Raw genomic sequence first — 18999 nt, 5'->3', positions numbered from 1 at the left:
GCAGGGCTCACGCCGTGGTCGACGGGTCCGACGCAGGCGCCGGATAGGTCCACCCGAGATCGGCCAGTGCGCGGGCCCGGGTCTCGGCGACCGTCGTGCGGGCCGCCCGTTCGACCGGGTCGACATGGGACGCCTGGCCCGTGACCTGGCCTTCCCACTTGCGGTAGAGCAGGCCGACCTCCGCGGAGAACCAGCCGCGGCTGACCGCGTCCAGCGCCAGCAGCAGACCGGTGTCCTCGGACGCCGGCAGGGCCATCCAGCCGCCGAGCGCCATGAGCAGCTCGCGCCGGACGCACAGGGTCGCCGGATGGACGGGGGCCCGGAAGTCGTGCCGCTTCCAGTGATCGAGCACGGCACCGCGTTCGAGCGGGCCGTCGTCCGGGTTGTCGGGGAAACCGACGGTCGAGCCGTCCGGCAGCAGGTCGAGGGCCCCGGACGTGGTCCAGCCGACGGTCCGGTCCGCCTCCAGCACGGCCACGTCGCGGGCCAGCGCGCCCGGCGTGAGCCGGTCGTCGGCATCCAGGACCTTCACGTACGCGCCCCCGGCGCGCGCCAGCGCGATCGTCCGGGTGACCCCGGGCCCGCCCGCCCGGCCCTGCCCGAAGTCCACGCGCGCGTCGTCCGGCACGTACGGGCGGACCTCGTCCGTCGTACCGTCCTGCTGAATCAGCCACTCCCAGTCCCAGCCCCCGGGAAGCCGCTGCTCGCACAGGGACGCGTAGGCGTCCGGCAGGAAACGCGCGGAGGGGCCGTGGACAGCGGTGACAACGGTGACGCGCCGGGTCACGGCAGCACTCACCACCTTTCCGGGGGCGTCGGACGCGTGGGACGCGCCGTCGGTCTGTCGGCCGGGGTTGCGCCGGCCGCGGTTCCATAGGCCATGGTTCCGTCGGTCATCGTCCCAGGCGGGAACGCGCGAGACCCCCGGCCGAACCCGGCCGGGGGTCTTTCCGTGTCGACTGATGCGTACGCAAGTCGCCGTGTGGTCGAGACGTTGCGGTACTGCGTGGGGCGGGAGGTCAGCAGTCGAGCCGCGCCTCCGAGGACTCGTCGGTGATCACGCTCTCCGTCTCGGTCTCGCCGAGAGGTCGGTGCCGACAGCTGGGGGACTTACCGTGGGCCTCGGCCCGGATCCGCTGCTTCATCGTGGGGGGCAGGGCCTTGGTGCGGGACCAGGACCAGTGGCGTGGGGCCGGGATCGTCGGGACGGTCCTCAGTGCTGTGCCGGTGCGGGGGCCCTCGGTGCTGGGTGCGGCCGCCGCGGTCGTGGCGGTCGCGGCGGTGACGATTCCGAGCGCGGTGCACAGCGCGAAGAAGGCGGTGACGATGGCGGTCCACAGCTTCATGACCGTGTTCTTGGTCATGGCCCCTCACTTTCGGGTTGGGCGATTTGCGTACTTTGCTCATGATGTGTATGTGGGCCGCGAAGTGGTGGACCGACGCCCGTGACGCGTCGATGTTCCGATGAACACCACTCGGATGGCGGTAAGAGGGCCGGAAAACCCCCAAAACCTGGTGAGCCGAGCGAAGAGGGAGCAAAGTAACCGTCCGTGGAGGTGTGATCACCCTCCGATCGGAACGGCACCGTTGCCTGGCTTATTGCGCTTCGGCAGGCGGGAGTTGGGCACCCACGCAGGTCACCGATCGATATCGACCGGTGTGTATAGTCGGGCGCCAGAGGTCCCCTACGTCAAGGAAAGACGAGGTCGCGCGGTGAAGAAGCTGCTCCTGGTCGCACTGGCCGCCATCGGCGGGCTCCTCGTGTACCGCCAGATCCAGGCGGATCGCGCCGAGCAGGATCTGTGGACGGAGGCGACTGACTCCGTGCCCACGGGTTCGTGAGTGCCGATTCCAGAATCTGAAGCAGGCCCCGATCGCCCCTCGCGGTCGGGGCTTTGTGTTGCGCACGCCCGCCGGGCGTTGCAGGGCGATTCGGACGGCCGTACGCATTGCCCTGATGGCGTGCGGGCGCAGACGGCAGGATGGAGCGCGGTCCGATAGGTCACGGCATGCAAAGCGCGCCGGCCACGGAGCGACGACAGGGGGAGGGCGGCACGTGCGGGAAAGAGGACGACGCAGGGCCCGGCGGTGGCGCCACGCCCGCCGAGCGGTCTCCGGAGCCCTGCGGACGGCGCTGCCACCTGGGCTGTGCGCGCTGCTCCTCCTGCCCGCCGGTACGGCGTCCGCGCACGGAACCGCTACCGCCTTCGACGGCACCTCACCCAGGCCGTACGCCTTCGCGCCCGGCGCCCTCGTCGTCGCCGGCGCACCCGACACCACCACGGCCCCGCTCCTGGAGCCGGGCCGCACCTACCGCAGCTCCCTGCCGAAAAGCGGCAAGCTCTACTACCGGCTCGCACTCACGGCGACCGATACGGCCTACGTCCCCGTCACCGCCGTCCCCCCCGCGGACACCACCGTCTCCGCCACCGACGGCATCGGCGTGTCGTTCCAGGACGCGCACGGCACCCCCTGCTCCTACGCCAACGCTCGCTTCGGCGCCGGGCTCAGCCCCCGCCCGCTCACCGCGCTGGGCCGGCGGGAGAACGGCAAGGCACTGTGCCAGGGCACCGGAACCTACTACCTGGTCGTCCAGCGCCTCGACACCCAGAGCACCGGCACGTCCGCCCCGGCACAGCGCTGGGACCTGGAGATCGCGCCCGTCACGGAACCGCGTACGGCCCGAACCGGCGCCACCTCCGCTCCGCAGGCCTGGGACTCCGCCACACCCGCACCGCTCACCGGCGAGCCCCGCGACCGTCCCGGCGGCGCCGGATTCGCCGCCGCGATCCCCCTCCACCAAGGCGTCTGGCGGACGTCCCTCCTGCCCGGCGAGACCCGGTTCTACAAGGTGCCGGTCGACTGGGGCCGACAACTGCACGCCTCCGCCGAACTGGGCGACGCCGCAGGTCACGGCTACGTCGGCGGCGCCTTGAACCTCTCCCTCTACAACCCCGTCCGCGGCTGTGTCGAGGACGCCACCCTCGGCTACACCGGCACCCGCAAGCCCGCCGTACTCGACCCGCTCCCCCCGGTGGAGTACGCCAACCGCTACGCCGTGCCCGCCGCAGTGACCTCCGTCCGCTTCGCCGGCGACTACTACCTCGTCCTGCACCTCAGCAAGCAGATGACCGGCACGTTCGGACAAGGCCCGTTCGCAGTGACACTGCGGGTCACCGTGACCGGGCGGGCCCACGCGGGGCCCGAGTATGCCGGGCATCCCGCACCCGATGACGTGTTCACCGTCACGCGGCAGGATCGGGAGGCGGCACTGACCGACGGCACGGGAGGCAGTCGCGGAATGCGACTGATCGCGATCGGCGGGATCGGTCTGGGGACCGTGCTCCTGCTCGTACTCGCCGGCTGGACGGTGACGGCACGGCGGATTCAGGCGCGCGTCAACGCCCAGAAACCCACGACGTAGCAGGCCAGCGCCAGTAACAGCATCGGGATCGCCACCCCGACCGACGGCCCCGGCCGCCGACTCCGGCCGGCCCGGCGCCGCGCCGCGCGACCCTGCACGGGCACGCTCTGAGCGGTGTACGAGGCAGTGGAGACATCGACACGAGGGTCCGCCGCCGCATGATGGGACGGAACGACGCTCAACGGAGCGTGGACATCCCGGGAGGCAGGGGGCCGGGGGGCGATGTACGGCTCGTGGAGCGGAAGTTCCTGGGGCGGCGGCAGACGGAAACTGCCGGTGTCGGAGAGAGAACCGGTACCTGCGTCGTCCCCCCACCCCTCAGCCGCATCCGCGCCCGCACCGGAATCCGTGCCCGGATCCGCACCCGCACCCGAATTCGTACCGGCACCCGGATCCGCACCCGTGCGCTCTGCCAGTTCGGACGCCACTCCGGAAGCCCTCTTGAGCGGACCATCCGGCCCGAACCCCGGCGGAAGCGGTCCGAGTTGGTCGAAGACCTCGATCAGCTCGTCGTCGGGCTCGGGCTCCGGCAGAAGCTCCGCGGCCGATGCCAGCGCCTTGCGCGCACCCGTGGCGGTGCGAAAACGCGCGGCCGGATCGGGCTGCAGCAAGGTGGCGACGACCTGCCACAGCGGCTCCGGAACTCCCTTGGGCGGGCCCGGAGTCCCGTTCTCCAGGAAGTACTGCACGAGCGCCTTGGCGTCAGGCTTGGCCCCCTCGAGCAGATACAGCGCGACCAAACCCACGGCGAACAGGTCGGCGGGAAAGTCGGGTTCGGCGCCGAGCAGTTGCTCGGGAGCGAGATAACCGGGCGTCCCCACCACGAGGTTGGTCTCCGTCAGACGAGGCTCGCCGAGCCGCATCGCAATGCCGAAGTCGGACAGCCGCAACCGGGGCCGCCCGGTTCCGGTCGCTTCGAGAAGGATGTTGGCGGGCTTGATGTCCCGGTGGATCACTCCCTCGGCGTGCACGGCCGCGAGACCGGAGAGGAGCTGGTCAAGCAAGGTGCACACGAACGCCGGCGGCAGCGGGCCGTAGTCGCCGACGAGGTGGACCAGGGAGCCCCCGGCGACCAGGTCCATGGTGAAGAGCACCTTGTCGTCGTCGGCGGCCCAGCTCGCCGGTGCGAGGACATGGGGATGGTCGATCCGCAGGGCCTGCTCCCGCACGAACCGCAGCAGCGAATGCGCGTCGCGCTGCTGGAGCACCTTGGCGGCCACATAGCGCCGACGGCGATGGTCCCAGGCACGCCACACGGCGCCCACGCCCCCCCGCCCGATCGGATCGGCCAGCTCGTACCGGCCGGCGAACACCTCACCCATGGCAGCCCATCGCTCCTCCCCCAGAACCCGCGCCGGTCCCCCCGTCCCCTTGTTCCCCCCGCCCGCTCGTTTCCCCCCTCACGCCCAGCCGCAGCGCCGGAACCCGGCCCGGCCCAGCCCCCGGACCCCCTCCGCGGGTCGGGCCGCAGGACTAGGGGGTTTCGTTTGGATCGGCCCGGGTCCGCGACGCCCGGCACGGCACCTCGCCGCTTTGTCGGACCAGCCGAGGACGCCCAGGACGCGGGTGGTCCTCCGCCTTGTGACGCACGGCACCGGACGTCGCGGCCCGTCCGAACTGACCCAAACGAAACCCCCTAGCTCTGGTGGGACTGGTAGTGCGCGACGGCGTCGGAGGTGCGGCCCGCTCCATAGACGCGAAGGAACTCCGCCAGCTCGGGATGGGTCGGGGCGAGGCTGTCCGCGGCGTCGATGATGTCGCCCGCCGCGGCCACCGAGCGCAGCAGCGACTGGATCTCACGGACCACCCGCTTGACCGTGGGCGCCCCCGAACCGCTCGTGGTCTGGGTGGTGTTGTTGTTGAGCACCGAGCCCCCCTGGGACTTCTTGATCTCGTCCATGCGCTCGGTCGCCTCGGCCGCACTCACGCTGCCGTCAGCGACCTGCGCAGCCAGCTCCTGCAGCAACTGCACCCGCTGGACCACGGCAGGATTGCCGATCTTCGCGCGCTGGCCGCTCATCAGCTGCGAGAGCATCGGAGCGGACAGACCCAGGACCGCCGCGAGACGGGCCTGGTTGAGCCCGAGATCGTCGATGAGCTTACGGAAGAGCGCCCCCAGCGGCTCCCCGTACCAGTTCCGCTGCAGCTCCCGCGCTCTCGCGGTGGCTTCCTGCTGTGCGGCGTCCATTGCGTCTCCCCATCGCTTCCCCTGAAAACCGCGGTTCGCTGCAGCGAACCACGTCGAGCATCTTACGGAGCGTGGTCATGCGCGGGGAGCCCCAATCTTTTTGCGGGATACCCGGGGTGACCCGGTACTCTGGTGTGCGGCGCCCACCGGAACGCGATTCCTCCGGCCGGACGCTGCTTCCCGGGGCCTTAGCTCAGTTGGTAGAGCGCCGTCTTTGCATGGCGGATGTCAGGGGTTCGACTCCCCTAGGCTCCACCCAGAAAAGCCTCCCGACCTGCGGAAACGCAGATCGGGAGGCCTTTTCCATACACACGCCGCCACCCGCGCACACGGTGTCGGCGCCACGACGGGGACCGCCAGGGCCGTTTCACGTGAAACGGGCCGCGGGCCCAGCGAGTTGACGCTCGCTGGGCCCACGGCCCCTTTCCCGGGCGAGCCGGCCCGGCGGGCTACTGCTCGTCGTCGTGGCGCGCGGCGTCCTCCTCGGCCTGCTTCGCCTGAACCTCGGGATCCAGGGCAGAGGTGCCGCTGCCGTCCACCGAACTCAGCCGGCCACCCGACTCCGGCACCTCCGTCGCGGCGGGCGGCTCGACCAGCCAATCCGGGTTGGCCTGCTTGTCCCACCACTTCCACGCGGCGAAAGCACCACCGGCCAGCAAGGTCAGCAGCGCCAGCGCCTTCACGGTCCGGCCCGCCCTGGACCGGCGCTCGTTCCGGCGGGCCAGCCTCTGGATCTGCTCCGCCGAGACCTGGCCGCGCAGCGCGGCCAGCGCCGCCGCGCCACGCGCGGCAGCCTCCTCGCGGACCGGAGCCGTCGCGGCCACGGCCTGCTCGATCCTCGGACGCGAGTACTCGGCGGCCTGGCGTGAATACTCGGCCGCCTGCCGGGCAGCCTTGCGGGCGCGCACAGTGGCCTCCTGCGCCGCCAGGTCCATCTTCGGCGGCACATGCGCACGAGCCTGTTCCAGACGCGGGGCGAGCCGGGCGTCGTACTGCACGCGGGCCTGTTCGGCGGCCTGCGACACCACGGGCGCCAGCCGTACGCGTGCCTCCTGCGCGTAGAGCGCGGCACGCTCCTTGGCCGTGTCGGCGTAGGGCGCCACCACTTCCGCGGCGTGCAGCACGCTGTCCTTCGCCGAGCCGGTCGCGGCGCGCACGCTGTCGATGCGGGTCACGGGTTCCTCCTCCTCGGTGGCGTACGGTGTTTCGACTTTCCACCCTTTTACGGATCATGCCTGCCAACGGTCCGCACGGCATGCGAGGGCGGGCATACGGGTGCCGATCGCTCCATTCAGCTCGATTCCGGGAAATTCCCGGGCAACCTCGGTCTGTCGTCGACACTGTCACGAATCCCCGCCGAGCGCTGCCTTCCGGGCGGAACTCGTGGCTGCCGGGCGACGCACGGGCCCGGCCGTGCGAGGATCGGGGAGTCACAGGAAGACAACGGAAGGCAGATCGTGGCCGAGCAGCTTTACGCCACCCTGAAGACCAACCACGGCGACATCGTCGTCCAGCTTTTCCCGAACCACGCGCCGGAAACGGTCAAGAACTTCGTCGAGCTGGCACAGGGCGAGCGCGAGTGGACGCACCCCGGCACGGGTGAGAAGAGCAAGAAGCCGCTCTACAACGGCACGATCTTCCACCGTGTCATCAGCGGCTTCATGATCCAGGGCGGCGACCCGCTGGGCACCGGCATCGGCGGTCCCGGCTACAAGTTCGGGGACGAGTTCCACCCGGACCTGTCCTTCAACAAGCCCTACCTGCTGGCCATGGCCAACGCCGGCCCGGGCACCAACGGCTCGCAGTTCTTCATCACCGTCGCCCCGACCACCTGGCTGAACCGCAAGCACACCATCTTCGGCGAGGTCCAGGACCCCGCCAGCCAGAAGGTCGTGGACGCCATCGCGGGCGCCCCCACCGGCCGCAACGACCGCCCCGTCAACGACGTCGTGATCAACGAGGTCGTCGTCGAAAAGCGCGAGGGCTGAGCCCACCCCGCACCCGAGGGAACCAAACGCCCCGCTCGTCCGTACCAAGGATGAGCGGGGCGGGGCATTGCCAGGGGCATCCCAGCCCACGACCAACAAGGGGAACAGATGGACCAGGCCGCAGCCGGCACGCAGGGAGCCCACCACGCGCCCGTGTGCTACCGCCACCCGGACCGCGAGACCGGCGTGCGCTGCACCCGCTGCGAACGCCCCATCTGCCCCGAATGCATGGTCAGCGCCTCAGTCGGCTTCCAGTGCCCCGCCTGCGTACGCGGCGGAGGCGACACCGGACCCGCACCCACGGCCTCCCGGCCCCGCACCATCGCCGGCGGCGCGGTCACCGCCGACCCACGACTGCTCACCAAGCTCCTCATCGGCATCAACCTCGCCGTGTTCCTCGCCCAGCTCGCCGCGGGCAGCAACCTCACCGACCGGTTCGAACTGATCGGCCAGGCCCAGTTCTCCCTGTTCGGCCCCGTCCAGGGCGTCGCCGAGGGGCAGTACTACCGGCTGCTGACCGCCATGTTCCTGCACTCGCCGACCAACTACACCCACATCCTGTTCAACATGCTCAGCCTGTGGTGGATCGGCGGTCCTCTCGAAGCAGCCCTCGGCCGGGCCCGCTACCTCGCCCTCTACTTCGTCTCCGGCCTGGCCGGCAGCGCCCTCACCTACATGATCGCCGACCCCCGCCTGCCCTCCCTGGGCGCCTCCGGCGCGATCTTCGGCCTCTTCGGCGCGACCGGCGTGCTGATGCGCCGGCTCAACTACGACCTGCGCCCGCTCGTCGCCCTGCTCGTGATCAACCTGATCATCACCTTCACCCCGGGCTTCAACATCGCCTGGGAGGCCCACATCGGCGGCCTGGTCGCCGGCGTCGCCGTCGGCTATGCGATGGTCCACGCCCCGCGGCAGAAGCGGACCGTGATCCAGTACGGCGCCTGTGCGGCCGTACTCGCCGTCATCGTGGCGCTCACGCTGGTCAGGACCGCTCAGCTCACCTGAGACCGAACCGTTGTCCACAGGTTGTGGCGGATCTTGTGCACCCTGTGCGGACACAGCTGTGCCCCCTGTCGCTCGAATGTGTTTCCACAGGTCAGGCAGGGGGCGAACAGGTGTATGAGGGTCGGCGGGGCAGTCACACCGGCGTCAACACTCGATGAGTTATCCACAGATCGTCGTTCTTTCTCCCCATGTGGACAACTCTGTGGATAACTCAGTGGAAAGCCTGTGGGAGAGCTACTTCCACTGCGTGGAGACGCCGAAGCCGGCGGCGATGAAGCCGAAGCCGACCACGATGTTCCAGTTGTCGAGCGCGTCGATGGGCAGCGAACCGTCGGTCACGTAGAAGACGACGATCCACGCCAGGCCGATGACGAACATGGCCAGCATGACAGGTGCGACCCAGGCACGGCTGTTCAGCTTGATCGCCTGTGCCTGCTTCGCGGGCGGCGGCGTGTAGTCGGCCTTCTTGCGGATACGTGACTTCGGCACGAGGGTCTCTCCTGTCGATGCGCTGCGTGGCCGCGCAGGTAACCGGTACGGGGCTCGGGGCAGCGTACAAGGGGTCCACATGACGACTCTGTGTGCTCCCCCGGGCGTCCGTTAGCGTAGTGCTTCCGTGGCGCCGAAGGAGATAAGGGTACGTTGAGCAATTCTGCCGACTCCCCCGGGACGCAATCAACGGGCTCCGGCCCCGGCCGTCGCCCGCGTATCCGCCCGGTGCGGATCCTCACTGCGGCCGTCTTCGCGCTCGCGGGACTGATCTTCTTCACCAGCTTCGACACGGCCAAGGGCACCGACATCCGGCAGGACGGTTCCCTGCTGAAGCTGTCGGACCTGATCCAGCAGCGCAGCCGCAAGAACAAGGAACTGGACGAGTCCAACGCGGCGCTGCGCGGGAGGGTGGAGTCCTTCGCGGAGAAGGACGACGGCAGCAGCAGGGCGCAGGACCGCAGGCTCAGCGGGCTGGAGCAGAGCGCGGGGACGCAGAAGCTCACCGGTCACGCCATCACCGTCACACTCAACGACGCTCCGCCGAACGCCACGGCCAAGCTTCCCGGCTATCCGGAGCCGCAGCCGGACTATCTGGTGATCCACCAGCAGGATCTGCAGGCGGTGGTGAACGCCCTGTGGCAGGGCGGCGCGCGGGGGATCAAGGTCATGGACCAGCGACTGATCTCCACCAGTGCGGTGCGTTGTGTGGGCAACACGCTGATTCTCCAGGGCAGGGTCTACTCGCCGCCGTACAAGATCACGGCGGTCGGGGATCCGGCGAAGCTGCAGCAGGCGCTGGCAGCGAGCAAGGCGATCCAGACGTACATGGTGTACGTGAACGTCTACGGTCTGGGCTGGAAAGTCACCGACGACGGGACGGTGACTCTTCCGGGCTACTCCGGCACAGTGGATCTGCACTACGCGAAGCCCGTGCAGTAGGCGGTCGCCGGTCGTCCGCCAGCCGTCCTTCCCGGAGGCGCCGGTGCGCGTGATCGTCAGGACCCTCAGCGAGCTGTGCATCACCGTCGGCAGTCTGATCGTGCTCTTCGTGGCCTATGCGCTGTTCTGGACGGGTGTGCGGGCTGATGGTGCCATGAGTGATCAGATCGACCGGTTGCACCGGCAGTGGTCGACCGGGAGCGTGCGGCCGGCTGCCACCGGTGCGGGTGAGCGGACGGTCGGCGTGGCCAGGCCGGAGCCGTATCACTACGGCAGGGCTTTCGCGATCATGTACATTCCGCGGCTCGGTTTCACGTGGAACAAGCCGGTCCTGGAGGGCACCGGCCGGGACGTGCTGGCGAAGGGCCTTGCCCACTATGCGGGCACCGCGCGGCTGGGGCAGGTGGGGAACTTCGCGGTGGCCGGGCATCGGCGGACGTACGGCAATCCGTTCGAGGACTTTCCCGCGCTGCGTCCCGGAGACGCCGTCGTTCTCACGGACGGGACGACCTGGTTCACGTATCGGATCGACAAAGGGCCCTACAAAACCGTGCCGACCGACGTTGAGGTGATCGACCCTGTGCCACGTAAGTCGGGGTATACGCGTCCGGGCCGGTATCTGACGCTGACCACGTGCGATCCGGAATGGGGGCACAGCCACCGGCTGGTCGTCTGGGCGCACCTGGACTCGACACAGTCTGTCGAGGCAGGCGAACCGGAGGCGCTGCGCCGTTAGTCTGGTGGCGTACGGCGTGGGTCTGATGCCGTAGGGATACGGAAGGGACGGCAAGGGGCGGCATGTACGGCTGGATCTGGCGGCATCTGCCGGGAAACGCTTGGGTGAAGGCGCTGATCTCGTTCGTTCTGGTGCTGGCCGTGGTCTATGTCCTCTTCCAGTACGTGTTCCCCTGGGCCGAGCCGCTGCTGCCCTTCAACGATGTGACGGTGAACAACCAGTGAGTGCGCGGATTCTCGTCGTCGACAACTACGACAGCTTCGTCTTCAACCTCGTGCAGTACCTGTATCAGCTGGGTGCGGAGTGCGAGGTGGTGCGCAACGACGAGGTGTCGACGGCGCATGCCGAGGACGGCTTCGACGGGGTGCTGCTCTCGCCGGGTCCGGGGACGCCGGAGGAGGCGGGCGTCTGTGTGGACATGGTCCGGCACTGCGCGTCGACCGGGGTGCCGGTGTTCGGGGTGTGCCTGGGCATGCAGTCGATGCAGGTGGCGTACGGCGGTGTGGTGGACCGGGCGCCGGAGCTGCTGCACGGCAAGACCTCGCTGGTGGAACACGAGGGCAAGGGCGTCTTCGCGGGGCTGCCCTCGCCCTTCACGGCGACCCGCTATCACTCGCTGGCGGCGGAGCCGGCGACGGTCCCGGCCGAGCTGGAGGTGACCGCCCGCACGCACGACGGCATCATCATGGGCCTGCGGCACCGTGAACTGCGGGTGGAGGGTGTGCAGTTCCACCCCGAGTCGGTGCTGACCGAGCACGGGCACCGGATGCTGGCCAACTGGCTGGTGGAGTGCGGTGACGAGGGTGCCGTGGCGAGGTCGACGGGGCTGGCCCCGGTGGTGGGCAGGGCCACGGCGTGACCGCGCTGCGCCCGGAGCGCGAGACCGATGCCTCGTACGGGGATCAGTCGTACGGGGCTTCCGGTGCGCTTGGGGAGCGGGACGCGGGAGGGGCCCAGGGTTCCTACCCGGAGCCGGGGTACGAGGAGCCGTACCGGGGCTCTGTCGATGACGAGACGATGGCGCTGCGGATCCCCGGTGCGACGCAGAGCGCTGGGAACGGCTCCACACGGGCTTCTGGGGCCTCTTACGGCTCCTCGGCCACCCCAGCGGCCGCGGGGGGCCGTGCGGCGCGCAGAAGGGCCGCCAAGCGGCGTGGCGGGCGGCACGGCGGTGGCCGGGAGGCGGGATCCGCAGGGACGGCGTCGGCGCGGGCGGAGTCAGGGCGGCCGTTGTCCCGGGTCGAGGCGCGGCGGCAGGCGCGGTTGCGCAAGCCGAGCCCGGCGGTCGTCGCGAGCCGGGTGATCGGCGAGGTGTTCATCACCACCGGTGTGCTGATGCTGCTGTTCGTCACCTATCAGCTGTGGTGGACCAACGTCCGCGCCCATGCGCAGGCGGGCAGCGAGACGCACCAACTGCAGGACGACTGGGCCAGCGGCAAGCGCAACCCGGGTGTCTTCGCGCCGGGGCAGGGCTTTGCCATCCTGCACATTCCCAAGCTGGACGTGGTCGCGCCGATCGCGGAGGGTGTCAGCAACGCGAAGGTGCTCGACAAGGGCATGGTCGGGCATTACGGGGAGCCGCCGCTGAAGACGGCGATGCCGGACGCCAAGACGGGCAACTTCGGGCTCGCGGCGCACCGCAACACGCACGGGGAGCCGTTCCGGTACATCAACAAGCTCAGGCCCGGTGACGCGGTCGTGGTCGAGACGCAGGACACGTACTACGTGTACAAGGTGACCTCGATGCTGCCGGTCACCTCGCCGTCCAACACGAGTGTGCTGGATCCCGTTCCGAAGGGCTCGGGCTTCACAGAGCCGGGCCGTTACATCACCCTCACCACGTGCACGCCGGAGTTCACGAGCAAGTACCGGCTGATCGTCTGGGGCAAGATGGTCGAGGAACGCCCGCGCAGCAAGGGCAAGCCGGACGCGCTCATCGAGTAGGGGCAGAGGGAACTGTGGCAGCGACCGCTGACGACACCGAAGAACACACGGATGCGTCCGATGTGCGTTCCGCCCCGCATGGCCGGCGTCCCGGCCGTATCGCGACGGCGGTCAGTGTCTTCGGAGAGATCCTCATCACCGCAGGTCTGTTGCTGGCGCTCTTCGTCGTCTACTCGCTGTGGTGGACGAATGTGATAGCGGACCGCAAGGCGGACAAGAAGGCTGAGAAGGTACGCCAGCACTGGGTGCAGTCCACGGATTCCGGGCCCGGCGCGCTGGACACCAAGGACGGCATCGGCTTCCTGCACGTGCCGGCGATGAAGAACGGCGTGGTTCTGGTGGAGAAGGGCACCGGCACGGACGTTCTCAACGACGGTGTGGCCGGCTACTACACGGATCCGGTCAAGGCCACCCTGCCGATGTCCGGCAAGAACGGCAACTTCACCCTCGCGGCTCACCGGGACGGGCACGGTGCGAAGTTCCACAACATCGACAAGCTGAAGACGGGCGACCCGATCGTCTTCGAGACGCGGGACGACTGGTATGTCTACAAGGTCTACTCGATCCTCCCCGAGACGTCGAAGTACGACGTCAAGGTCATCGATCAGGTCCCGAAGGAGTCCGGCAAGAAGAAGCCGGGCCACTACATCACCCTGACGACCTGCACGCCTGTGTACACCTCGGAGTACCGGTACGTGGTGTGGGGCGAACTGGTCCGGGTGGAGAAGGTGGACAGCAAGCGGACGCCGCCGGCGGAGTTGCGGTGAGGTGACAGGCCCCTTCGAGGGGGCAGTCGCCCAGCACGACAGGGGCCCGAAGCCGCGACTGCCCTGTGCGGCTTCGGGGCCTCTTCCGTTGGTCGATGCGGTCGTCGAGGGAGGCGGCTTCGCTGTGCACGGGGTCAGGACGGTGCGGCGGGAGTACGCCGCGAGTGATCGGGAGCGTTGCCGGATCCCCCGGATCTCCTTGTAGGAGGTCGGTTCCGAGCCTGCCGAGACGCGGCATCCACCGGCTTCCGGTGGCCTCCGGATCTCCCCGGTGGTCGACGACCACCGAGGCGAACTGGTCCGGGTGGAGAAGGTGGACAGCAGGCGGACGCCGCCGGCGGAGTCGCGCGGCCGACACAGGTTCTCAGTGAGCCCTGGCGTCCTCATGGAATGCCAGGGCTCACTCGGTGGGGTGCGTCGTCAGCCGCTGATGCCGCCGAAGATGCCGCCGTTGTTGCCGCCGCCGACGTCCGTGGTGGTCAGGACGATCTGGGTGTTGCCCGGGTCGGCCTGGGTTCCCTGGGGCGGGGTCTGCTGGACGACCCGGGCCTTGTCGTCGTTGGGCCCGTTGACGCTGATGTTGTTGAAGCCCTGCTGCTTCAGGGTCTGCACGGCCTGCTTCAGGGGCTGCAGGGTGACGTTCGGCACCGGCGTCTGCTGGTTCTGCTGGAACACGCTGACCGTGAGGGTGACGGGCGTGTTCTTCTTGACCTGCTGGCCCGGCTGCGGGTCGGTCTGGGTGACCTTGCCGTTGTCGTCCGGGTTCGTGGTGGGCTGGTTGGTGCAGGTCGGTGCCAGGCCCAGCTGGGTCAGCTCGGCCTTCGCCTGGTCGCAGGACTCGCCGATGACGTCGTTGGGGATGGTGACCTGCTCCTCGGCCTTGGCGACGGTCAGGGTGATCTTCGAACCCTTCTCGACCTCCGAACCGAGATCGGGGTTCTGCTTGATGACCGTGCCCGCCGGCTGCGTCGAGACCTCATCCTTCCGGACGACATCGAACTTGTACTTGTCACCCTCGAGCGTCGTCCTGGCGTCGTCGAAGTTCTGTCCGAGGACGTTCGGCACGGCGACCTTCGGCGCGCCGGTGGACACCGTCAGATCGACCGTGCTGCCCTTGTCCACTTCGCTCTTGGCCGCCGGGTGCTGGTCGCAGACGCTGCCCTTCGGTTCGTTGTCGCAGGGCTTCCTGGTGACCGAGACCTTCAGGTCGACGTTGTCGGCCATCGTCTTGGCCGAGGCCTCGGTCTGGCCGATGAAGTTCGGCACCGACACCTTGCCGTCGCCGTTGTTCCCTCCGCTCGCCACCCACTTGCCGATCAGGATCGCGCCGATCAGGACAAGGATGCCCGCGACCACGAGGAGAACCGTGGAGGTGTTGTTCTTCTTCGGGCGACTGCGCCGGTCGGGGCGGTCGTCGTAGCCGTAGCCGCCGTCGTCCGGGTTCATCGGCGGGAGCATGGTGGTCGCTCCCGCGCCGGCGTCGGGGCGCAGGGCCGTCGTCGGCTGGTCGTCGGGATAGCCGCCGTAGCCCACCGCGCCCAGCGCGGCGGTCGCCGCGACGGGCTGGCCGTCCAGGCAGGCCTCGATGTCGGCGCGCATCTCGTCGGCCGACTGGTAGCGGTAGTTCGGGTCCTTGACCAGCGCCTTCAGGACGATCGCGTCCATCTCGGGGGTGATCTCGGGGTCGAAGACCGACGGGGGCTGCGGGTCCTCGCGGACGTGCTGGTAGGCCACGGCGACGGGTGAGTCCCCGACGAAGGGGGGCCGCACCGTCAACAGCTCGTAGAGCAGGCAGCCCGTCGAATACAGGTCCGAGCGGGCGTCGACCTGCTCGCCCTTGGCCTGCTCCGGCGAGAGGTACTGGGCCGTGCCGATGACCGCCGCCGTCTGGGTCATGGTCATGCCGGCGTCGCCCATGGCGCGGGCGATGCCGAAGTCCATGACCTTGACCTGCCCGTTGCGGGTCAGCATGACGTTGGCGGGCTTGATGTCGCGGTGGACGATGCCGTTGCGGTGGGCGTACTCGAGGCCCTGCAGGATGCCGATGGTCATTTCCATCGCGCGCTCCGGCAGCAGCTTGCGGCCGCTGTGGAGAAGCTCACGCAGGGTGGAGCCGTCGACGTACTCCATCACGATGTATGGGATGGAGACGCCGTCGATGTAGTCCTCGCCCGTGTCGTAGACCGCGACGATCGCGGGGTGGTTGAGCGAGGCGGCCGACTGGGCCTCCCGGCGGAACCGGGCCTGGAAGGAAGGGTCGCGTGCCAGGTCGGCGCGCAGGGTCTTCACTGCCACGGTGCGGCCGAGGCGGGTGTCATGCGCGAGGTAGACCTCGGCCATGCCACCACGGCCGAGCACCTGGCCCAGCTCGTACCGGCCGCCGAGGCGACGCGGCTCTTCCATAGCTACCTACCAGCCCTCTCCGTCGGTCTCGGCCGTGCACACTCGTGCACGGCCGGAGGCTGCCGTCCGGGCCTACCGTACCCGGCTCGCTTTGTATGACCTGGCCAAGCCCGGAACCCGATACAGGACCGGTATCGCAACGTGCGGCGATGTGGAGGAGACGTGAGCGGCGTCACTTCCTGAAGGCAAGGTCATTTCTTGGAGTTGATGACCGCCTCCATGACGTTCTTGGCGATCGGCGCGGCCAGGCCGCCGCCGGAGATGTCGTCGCGGTTGGCGCTTTCGTCCTCGATGACCACGGCCACGGCCACCGGCGAGCTGCCGTCGGGCATCTTGGCGAAGGAGATGAACCAGGCGTACGGGTTCGCGCTGTTCGCCACGCCGTGCTGCGCGGTACCGGTCTTGCCGCCCACGGTGACGCCGCTGATCTTCGCGTTCGTGCCGGTGCCCTTCTCGACCACCGTCTGCATCATGGACTGCAGGATCTGCGCGTTCTGCGAGGACAGCGGGCGGCTCATCTCCTGCGGCTGTGTCTGCGCGACGGTGTCGAGGTTGGAGGACTGCAGCTTGTCCACCATGTACGGCTTCATCAGCTTGCCGTCGTTGGCGACGGCCGAGGCGACCATGGCCATCTGCAGCGGGGTCGCGGCGGTGTTGTACTGGCCGATGGAGGACAGCGCGGTCTGCGACGGGTTCATGTTGTCGGAGAACACCGACGCGTTGGAGCGGACCGGGGTGAACTGCTCGGAGTCGAAGCCGAACTTCTTCGCCTCGGCCAGCATCTTGTCGTTGCCGAGGTCGGAGCCGACCTTGCCGAAGACCGAGTTGCAGGAGAACTGCAGGGCGACCCGCAAGGTGGCGTTCTTGCAGGGGATGTTGCCCTCGTTCTTCAGCTGGGTCGTCGTGCCCGGCATGGTCCACGGCAGCGGCGAGTCCGTCGCCTCGTCGGCCGACTTGTACAGCCCGTTCTCCAGCGCGGCCGCGGCGGTGACCACCTTGAAGGTGGAGCCCGGCGGGTAGGTCTCGCGCAGCGCGCGGTTCAGCATGGGCTCGGCCTTGTCGGCGGTCAGGCGGGTCCAGTTCTTGCCGTCCGACTGGCCGGCGATGGTGGAGGGGTCGTACGACGGGTAGGAGGCCATCGCGAGGATCTTGCCGGTGGACGGCTCCAGAGCGACCACGGCGCCCTTGCCGCCCTGCTGCTTCAGACCGTCGAACGCCGCCTTCTGGGCCGCCGCGTTGAGGGTCGTGACGACGTTGCCGCCCTGCCTCTGCTTGCCCGTGATCATGTCCAGGGTATTGCGGAAGAAGAGCCGGTCGTCGTTCCCGGTGAGGATGCTGTCCTCGACGCCCTCCATGTAGTTGCTGCCGTAGACCTGGGAGGAGTATCCGGTGACCGGGGCCCACATGGCCCCGTCCTTGTAGGTGCGCTTGTACTTGAAGTCGCCGTGCTTGACCTGGACCGACCCGGTTATCGGGTTGCCGTCGACGATGATGTCGCCGCGCGGGTGGGCGTAGCGCTCGATGGCGACCCGGCGGTTGTCCTTTTCGGTGGCGAGCTCGTCGGCCTTGACGTACTGGAGGTAGTTGTCCCGGATCAACAGGGCCAGGATGAGTAGGCCGCAGAAGATCGCGATCCGGCGCAGGGGCTTGTTCATGACGGGCGGACCACCTGGGTCATCTCGGCGTCGGGGTTCGTGGCGGGTGTGGGCGCCGGGCGGCGGGCGGTGTCGCTGATACGGATCAGGATGCCGATCAGTGCCCAGTTCGCGATCACGGATGAACCGCCGTACGCGAGGAAGGGCATGGTCATACCGGTCAGCGGGATGAGTCCCATCACACCGCCGGCCACGACGAAGACCTGGAGCGCGAAGCCACCGGACAGGCCGATGGCAAGCAGCTTGCCGAACGGGTCGCGGGCGGCGAGGGCGGTACGGATGCCACGCTCGGCGATCAGGCCGTAGATCAGCAGGATCGCCATGATGCCCGCCAGGCCCAGCTCTTCGCCGAAGGTGGCGAGGACGAAGTCGGAGTTGGCGGCGAAACCGATCAGTTCGGAGTGGCCCTGGCCCCAGCCGGTGCCGAGAGTGCCGCCTGAGCCGAACGCCCACTGGGCCTGCATGAGCTGTTCGGAGTGGCCCGCGAGGCCCTGGCGGCTGAGCTTGAACTCCTTCATCGGGTCGAGCCAGGCCTGGACACGCTGCTGGACGTGCGTCTCGAAGCTTGCCACGCCGACAGCGCCGACCGCGGACATCAGCAGACCGAAGACGATCCAGCTGGTCCGCTCGGTGGCGACGTACAGCATGATCACGAACATGCCGAAGAACAGCAGCGACGTACCGAGGTCGGTCTCGAAGACGAGGATGAGGATCGAGATGGCCCAGACGACGAGGATCGGGCCGAGGTCACGGCCACGCGGCAGATACAGTCCCAAGAAACGGCGGCTGGCCAGGGCCAGCGCGTCCCGCTTCACCATCAGATAGCCGGCGAAGAACACTGCCAGCACGAGCTTGGCGAACTCACCGGGCTGGATGGAGAAGCCGCCGATGTGGATCCAGATCTTCGCGCCGTACACGTTCAGGCCGAGGCCCGGGACCAGCGGCAGGAGCAGCAGGACCAGCGCGCCGACCATGGAGATGTAGGTATAGCGCTGGAGCGTGCGGTGGTCCTTGAGGAAGATCAGAACCACGGCGAAGAGCGCGATGCCCAGCGCCGTGTAGAGCAGCTGGTTGGCCGCCTTGCTTCCCGCGGCATGCATCTGCTGGAGCAGTTTCGACTGGTCCAGCCGCCAGATCACCACGAGTCCCAGCCCGTTGAGCAGCGTCGCCAGCGGCAGCAGCAGCGGGTCCGCGTACGGGGCGAACTTTCGTACGGCGAGATGGGCGACACCGGCCAGCAGCCCGAGACCCAGGCCGTACTCCAGCAGCCCGGCGGGTACCTGGTTGCTGATGGCCAGGCCCACGTTGGCGTAGGCGAACACCGGAATGGCCACGGCGAAGACCAGCAGCGCCAGTTCGGTGTTGCGGCGGCTCGGCGCGCCGATCGCGCCGATCGTGGACGTGTGGTGCGTCGGCGGGTTAGTCGTACTGCTCATCGTGTGACAGTGCCTCTCGCGG

19 protein-coding genes and 1 tRNA gene are annotated in these 18999 nt (G+C 68.8%); 11 read left to right on the top strand and 9 right to left on the bottom strand.

Features of this window, described 5'->3' with window-relative positions; translation table 11 throughout:
• Positions 1-7: 7 nt before the first annotated feature.
• Together AC5WRT_RS06265 and AC5WRT_RS06260 are read right to left on the bottom strand one after the other, a co-directional pair.
• Complete coding sequence (locus tag AC5WRT_RS06265; protein ID WP_496092205.1) at positions 8-787, bottom strand: glycosyltransferase family 2 protein; 780 nt, start codon at positions 785-787, stop codon at positions 8-10.
• 232 nt (positions 788-1019) lie between these two features.
• Entirely contained in the window at positions 1020-1364 is a 345-nt protein-coding gene (locus tag AC5WRT_RS06260) for a DUF6344 domain-containing protein (protein ID WP_496092206.1), read from the bottom strand.
• A 349-nt stretch (positions 1365-1713) separates the two neighbouring features.
• On the opposite strand from AC5WRT_RS06260, the gene AC5WRT_RS06255 reads away from it, so the two are divergent.
• Together AC5WRT_RS06255 and AC5WRT_RS06250 are read left to right on the top strand one after the other, a co-directional pair.
• Complete coding sequence (locus tag AC5WRT_RS06255; RefSeq protein WP_003999697.1) at positions 1714-1842, top strand: DLW-39 family protein; 129 nt, start codon at positions 1714-1716, stop codon at positions 1840-1842.
• A 214-nt stretch (positions 1843-2056) separates the two neighbouring features.
• Complete coding sequence (locus AC5WRT_RS06250; RefSeq protein WP_496092207.1) at positions 2057-3424, top strand: hypothetical protein; 1368 nt, start codon at positions 2057-2059, stop codon at positions 3422-3424.
• Here the strand turns inward: AC5WRT_RS06250 and AC5WRT_RS06245 are convergent.
• Together AC5WRT_RS06245 and AC5WRT_RS06240 are read right to left on the bottom strand one after the other, a co-directional pair.
• Complete coding sequence (locus AC5WRT_RS06245) at positions 3388-4746, bottom strand: serine/threonine-protein kinase (RefSeq protein WP_496092208.1); 1359 nt, start codon at positions 4744-4746, stop codon at positions 3388-3390. The two genes, AC5WRT_RS06250 and AC5WRT_RS06245, sit on opposite strands and share 37 nt — an antisense overlap.
• A gap of 314 nt (positions 4747-5060) precedes the next feature.
• Positions 5061-5612, bottom strand: a complete 552-nt coding sequence (locus AC5WRT_RS06240) for a helix-turn-helix domain-containing protein (RefSeq protein WP_496092209.1) — start codon at positions 5610-5612, stop codon at positions 5061-5063.
• Positions 5613-5794: 182 nt separating this feature from the next.
• Between AC5WRT_RS06240 and AC5WRT_RS06235 the strand changes: the two genes are divergently transcribed.
• Positions 5795-5867: transfer RNA gene (locus AC5WRT_RS06235), tRNA-Ala, on the top strand.
• A 194-nt stretch (positions 5868-6061) separates the two neighbouring features.
• On the opposite strand, the gene AC5WRT_RS06230 is transcribed toward AC5WRT_RS06235, so the two are convergent.
• The gene (locus tag AC5WRT_RS06230) at positions 6062-6787 is read right to left on the bottom strand and encodes a DUF5324 family protein (protein WP_496092210.1); all 726 of its coding nucleotides are present in this window, start codon (positions 6785-6787) and stop codon (positions 6062-6064) included.
• Between the two features lie 282 nt (positions 6788-7069).
• Here AC5WRT_RS06230 and AC5WRT_RS06225 point away from each other — a divergent pair, with 282 nt between their 5' ends.
• Both AC5WRT_RS06225 and AC5WRT_RS06220 read left to right on the top strand, forming a co-directional pair.
• Positions 7070-7600 (top strand): peptidylprolyl isomerase, encoded by a 531-nt coding sequence (locus tag AC5WRT_RS06225; protein ID WP_496092211.1) that lies wholly within the window; start codon positions 7070-7072, stop codon positions 7598-7600.
• 108 nt (positions 7601-7708) lie between these two features.
• Complete coding sequence (locus AC5WRT_RS06220; protein WP_496092212.1) at positions 7709-8605, top strand: rhomboid family intramembrane serine protease; 897 nt, start codon at positions 7709-7711, stop codon at positions 8603-8605.
• Between the two features lie 234 nt (positions 8606-8839).
• On the opposite strand, the gene crgA is transcribed toward AC5WRT_RS06220, so the two are convergent.
• Complete coding sequence (crgA, locus tag AC5WRT_RS06215) at positions 8840-9094, bottom strand: cell division protein CrgA (RefSeq protein ID WP_452971222.1); 255 nt, start codon at positions 9092-9094, stop codon at positions 8840-8842.
• 153 nt (positions 9095-9247) lie between these two features.
• Here crgA and AC5WRT_RS06210 point away from each other — a divergent pair, with 153 nt between their 5' ends.
• The 6 genes from AC5WRT_RS06210 to AC5WRT_RS06185 all read left to right on the top strand — a co-directional run bounded on the left by AC5WRT_RS06210 (position 9248) and on the right by AC5WRT_RS06185 (position 13483).
• Positions 9248-10036 (top strand): DUF881 domain-containing protein, encoded by a 789-nt coding sequence (locus AC5WRT_RS06210; protein ID WP_496092213.1) that lies wholly within the window; start codon positions 9248-9250, stop codon positions 10034-10036.
• A gap of 43 nt (positions 10037-10079) precedes the next feature.
• Positions 10080-10772 carry a class E sortase gene (locus tag AC5WRT_RS06205; RefSeq protein WP_496092214.1) on the top strand — a complete coding sequence of 231 codons (693 nt, stop codon included), beginning with the start codon at positions 10080-10082 and terminating at the stop codon, positions 10770-10772.
• A gap of 62 nt (positions 10773-10834) precedes the next feature.
• Positions 10835-10996 carry a hypothetical protein gene (locus AC5WRT_RS06200; RefSeq protein ID WP_496092215.1) on the top strand — a complete coding sequence of 54 codons (162 nt, stop codon included), beginning with the start codon at positions 10835-10837 and terminating at the stop codon, positions 10994-10996.
• Positions 10993-11631: an aminodeoxychorismate/anthranilate synthase component II gene (locus tag AC5WRT_RS06195; RefSeq protein WP_496092216.1), complete on the top strand. Its 639-nt coding sequence runs from the start codon at positions 10993-10995 to the stop codon at positions 11629-11631. Before AC5WRT_RS06200 ends, AC5WRT_RS06195 begins: the two co-directional genes overlap by 4 nt.
• The gene (locus tag AC5WRT_RS06190) at positions 11628-12716 is read left to right on the top strand and encodes a class E sortase (RefSeq protein ID WP_496092217.1); all 1089 of its coding nucleotides are present in this window, start codon (positions 11628-11630) and stop codon (positions 12714-12716) included. The genes AC5WRT_RS06195 and AC5WRT_RS06190 overlap by 4 nt, the downstream gene beginning before the upstream one ends.
• A gap of 14 nt (positions 12717-12730) precedes the next feature.
• Positions 12731-13483: a class E sortase gene (locus tag AC5WRT_RS06185; RefSeq protein ID WP_496092218.1), complete on the top strand. Its 753-nt coding sequence runs from the start codon at positions 12731-12733 to the stop codon at positions 13481-13483.
• 420 nt (positions 13484-13903) lie between these two features.
• On the opposite strand, the gene pknB is transcribed toward AC5WRT_RS06185, so the two are convergent.
• The 3 genes from pknB to AC5WRT_RS06170 all read right to left on the bottom strand — a co-directional run bounded on the left by pknB (position 13904) and on the right by AC5WRT_RS06170 (position 18977).
• Positions 13904-15886: a Stk1 family PASTA domain-containing Ser/Thr kinase gene (pknB, locus tag AC5WRT_RS06180; protein WP_496092219.1), complete on the bottom strand. Its 1983-nt coding sequence runs from the start codon at positions 15884-15886 to the stop codon at positions 13904-13906.
• A 191-nt stretch (positions 15887-16077) separates the two neighbouring features.
• The gene (locus AC5WRT_RS06175) at positions 16078-17541 is read right to left on the bottom strand and encodes a peptidoglycan D,D-transpeptidase FtsI family protein (protein ID WP_496092220.1); all 1464 of its coding nucleotides are present in this window, start codon (positions 17539-17541) and stop codon (positions 16078-16080) included.
• Positions 17538-18977, bottom strand: a complete 1440-nt coding sequence (locus AC5WRT_RS06170; RefSeq protein WP_496092221.1) for an FtsW/RodA/SpoVE family cell cycle protein — start codon at positions 18975-18977, stop codon at positions 17538-17540. Before AC5WRT_RS06170 ends, AC5WRT_RS06175 begins: the two co-directional genes overlap by 4 nt.
• Positions 18978-18999: the final 22 nt, after the last annotated feature.

It is taken from the genome of Streptomyces sp. NTD91 (genome assembly GCF_059510455.1).
Note: the sequence above shows the minus strand (reverse complement) of the source record. Positions and strands in the feature narration are given on the sequence as shown.

Bases quoted from the DNA above. Each gene is read 5' to 3' on its own strand.
- AC5WRT_RS06260 (WP_496092206.1), bottom strand. From the start codon at position 1,364: ATGACCAAGAACACGGTCATGAAGCTGTGGACCGCCATCGTCACCGCC.
- AC5WRT_RS06245 (WP_496092208.1), bottom strand. From the start codon at position 4,746: ATGGGTGAGGTGTTCGCCGGCCGGTACGAGCTGGCCGATCCGATCGGG.
- AC5WRT_RS06240 (WP_496092209.1), bottom strand. From the start codon at position 5,612: ATGGACGCCGCACAGCAGGAAGCCACCGCGAGAGCGCGGGAGCTGCAG.
- AC5WRT_RS06220 (WP_496092212.1), top strand. From the start codon at position 7,709: ATGGACCAGGCCGCAGCCGGCACGCAGGGAGCCCACCACGCGCCCGTG.
- AC5WRT_RS06200 (WP_496092215.1), top strand. From the start codon at position 10,835: ATGTACGGCTGGATCTGGCGGCATCTGCCGGGAAACGCTTGGGTGAAG.
- pknB (WP_496092219.1), bottom strand. From the start codon at position 15,886: ATGGAAGAGCCGCGTCGCCTCGGCGGCCGGTACGAGCTGGGCCAGGTG.
- AC5WRT_RS06175 (WP_496092220.1), bottom strand. From the start codon at position 17,541: ATGAACAAGCCCCTGCGCCGGATCGCGATCTTCTGCGGCCTACTCATC.
- AC5WRT_RS06170 (WP_496092221.1), bottom strand. From the start codon at position 18,977: ATGAGCAGTACGACTAACCCGCCGACGCACCACACGTCCACGATCGGC.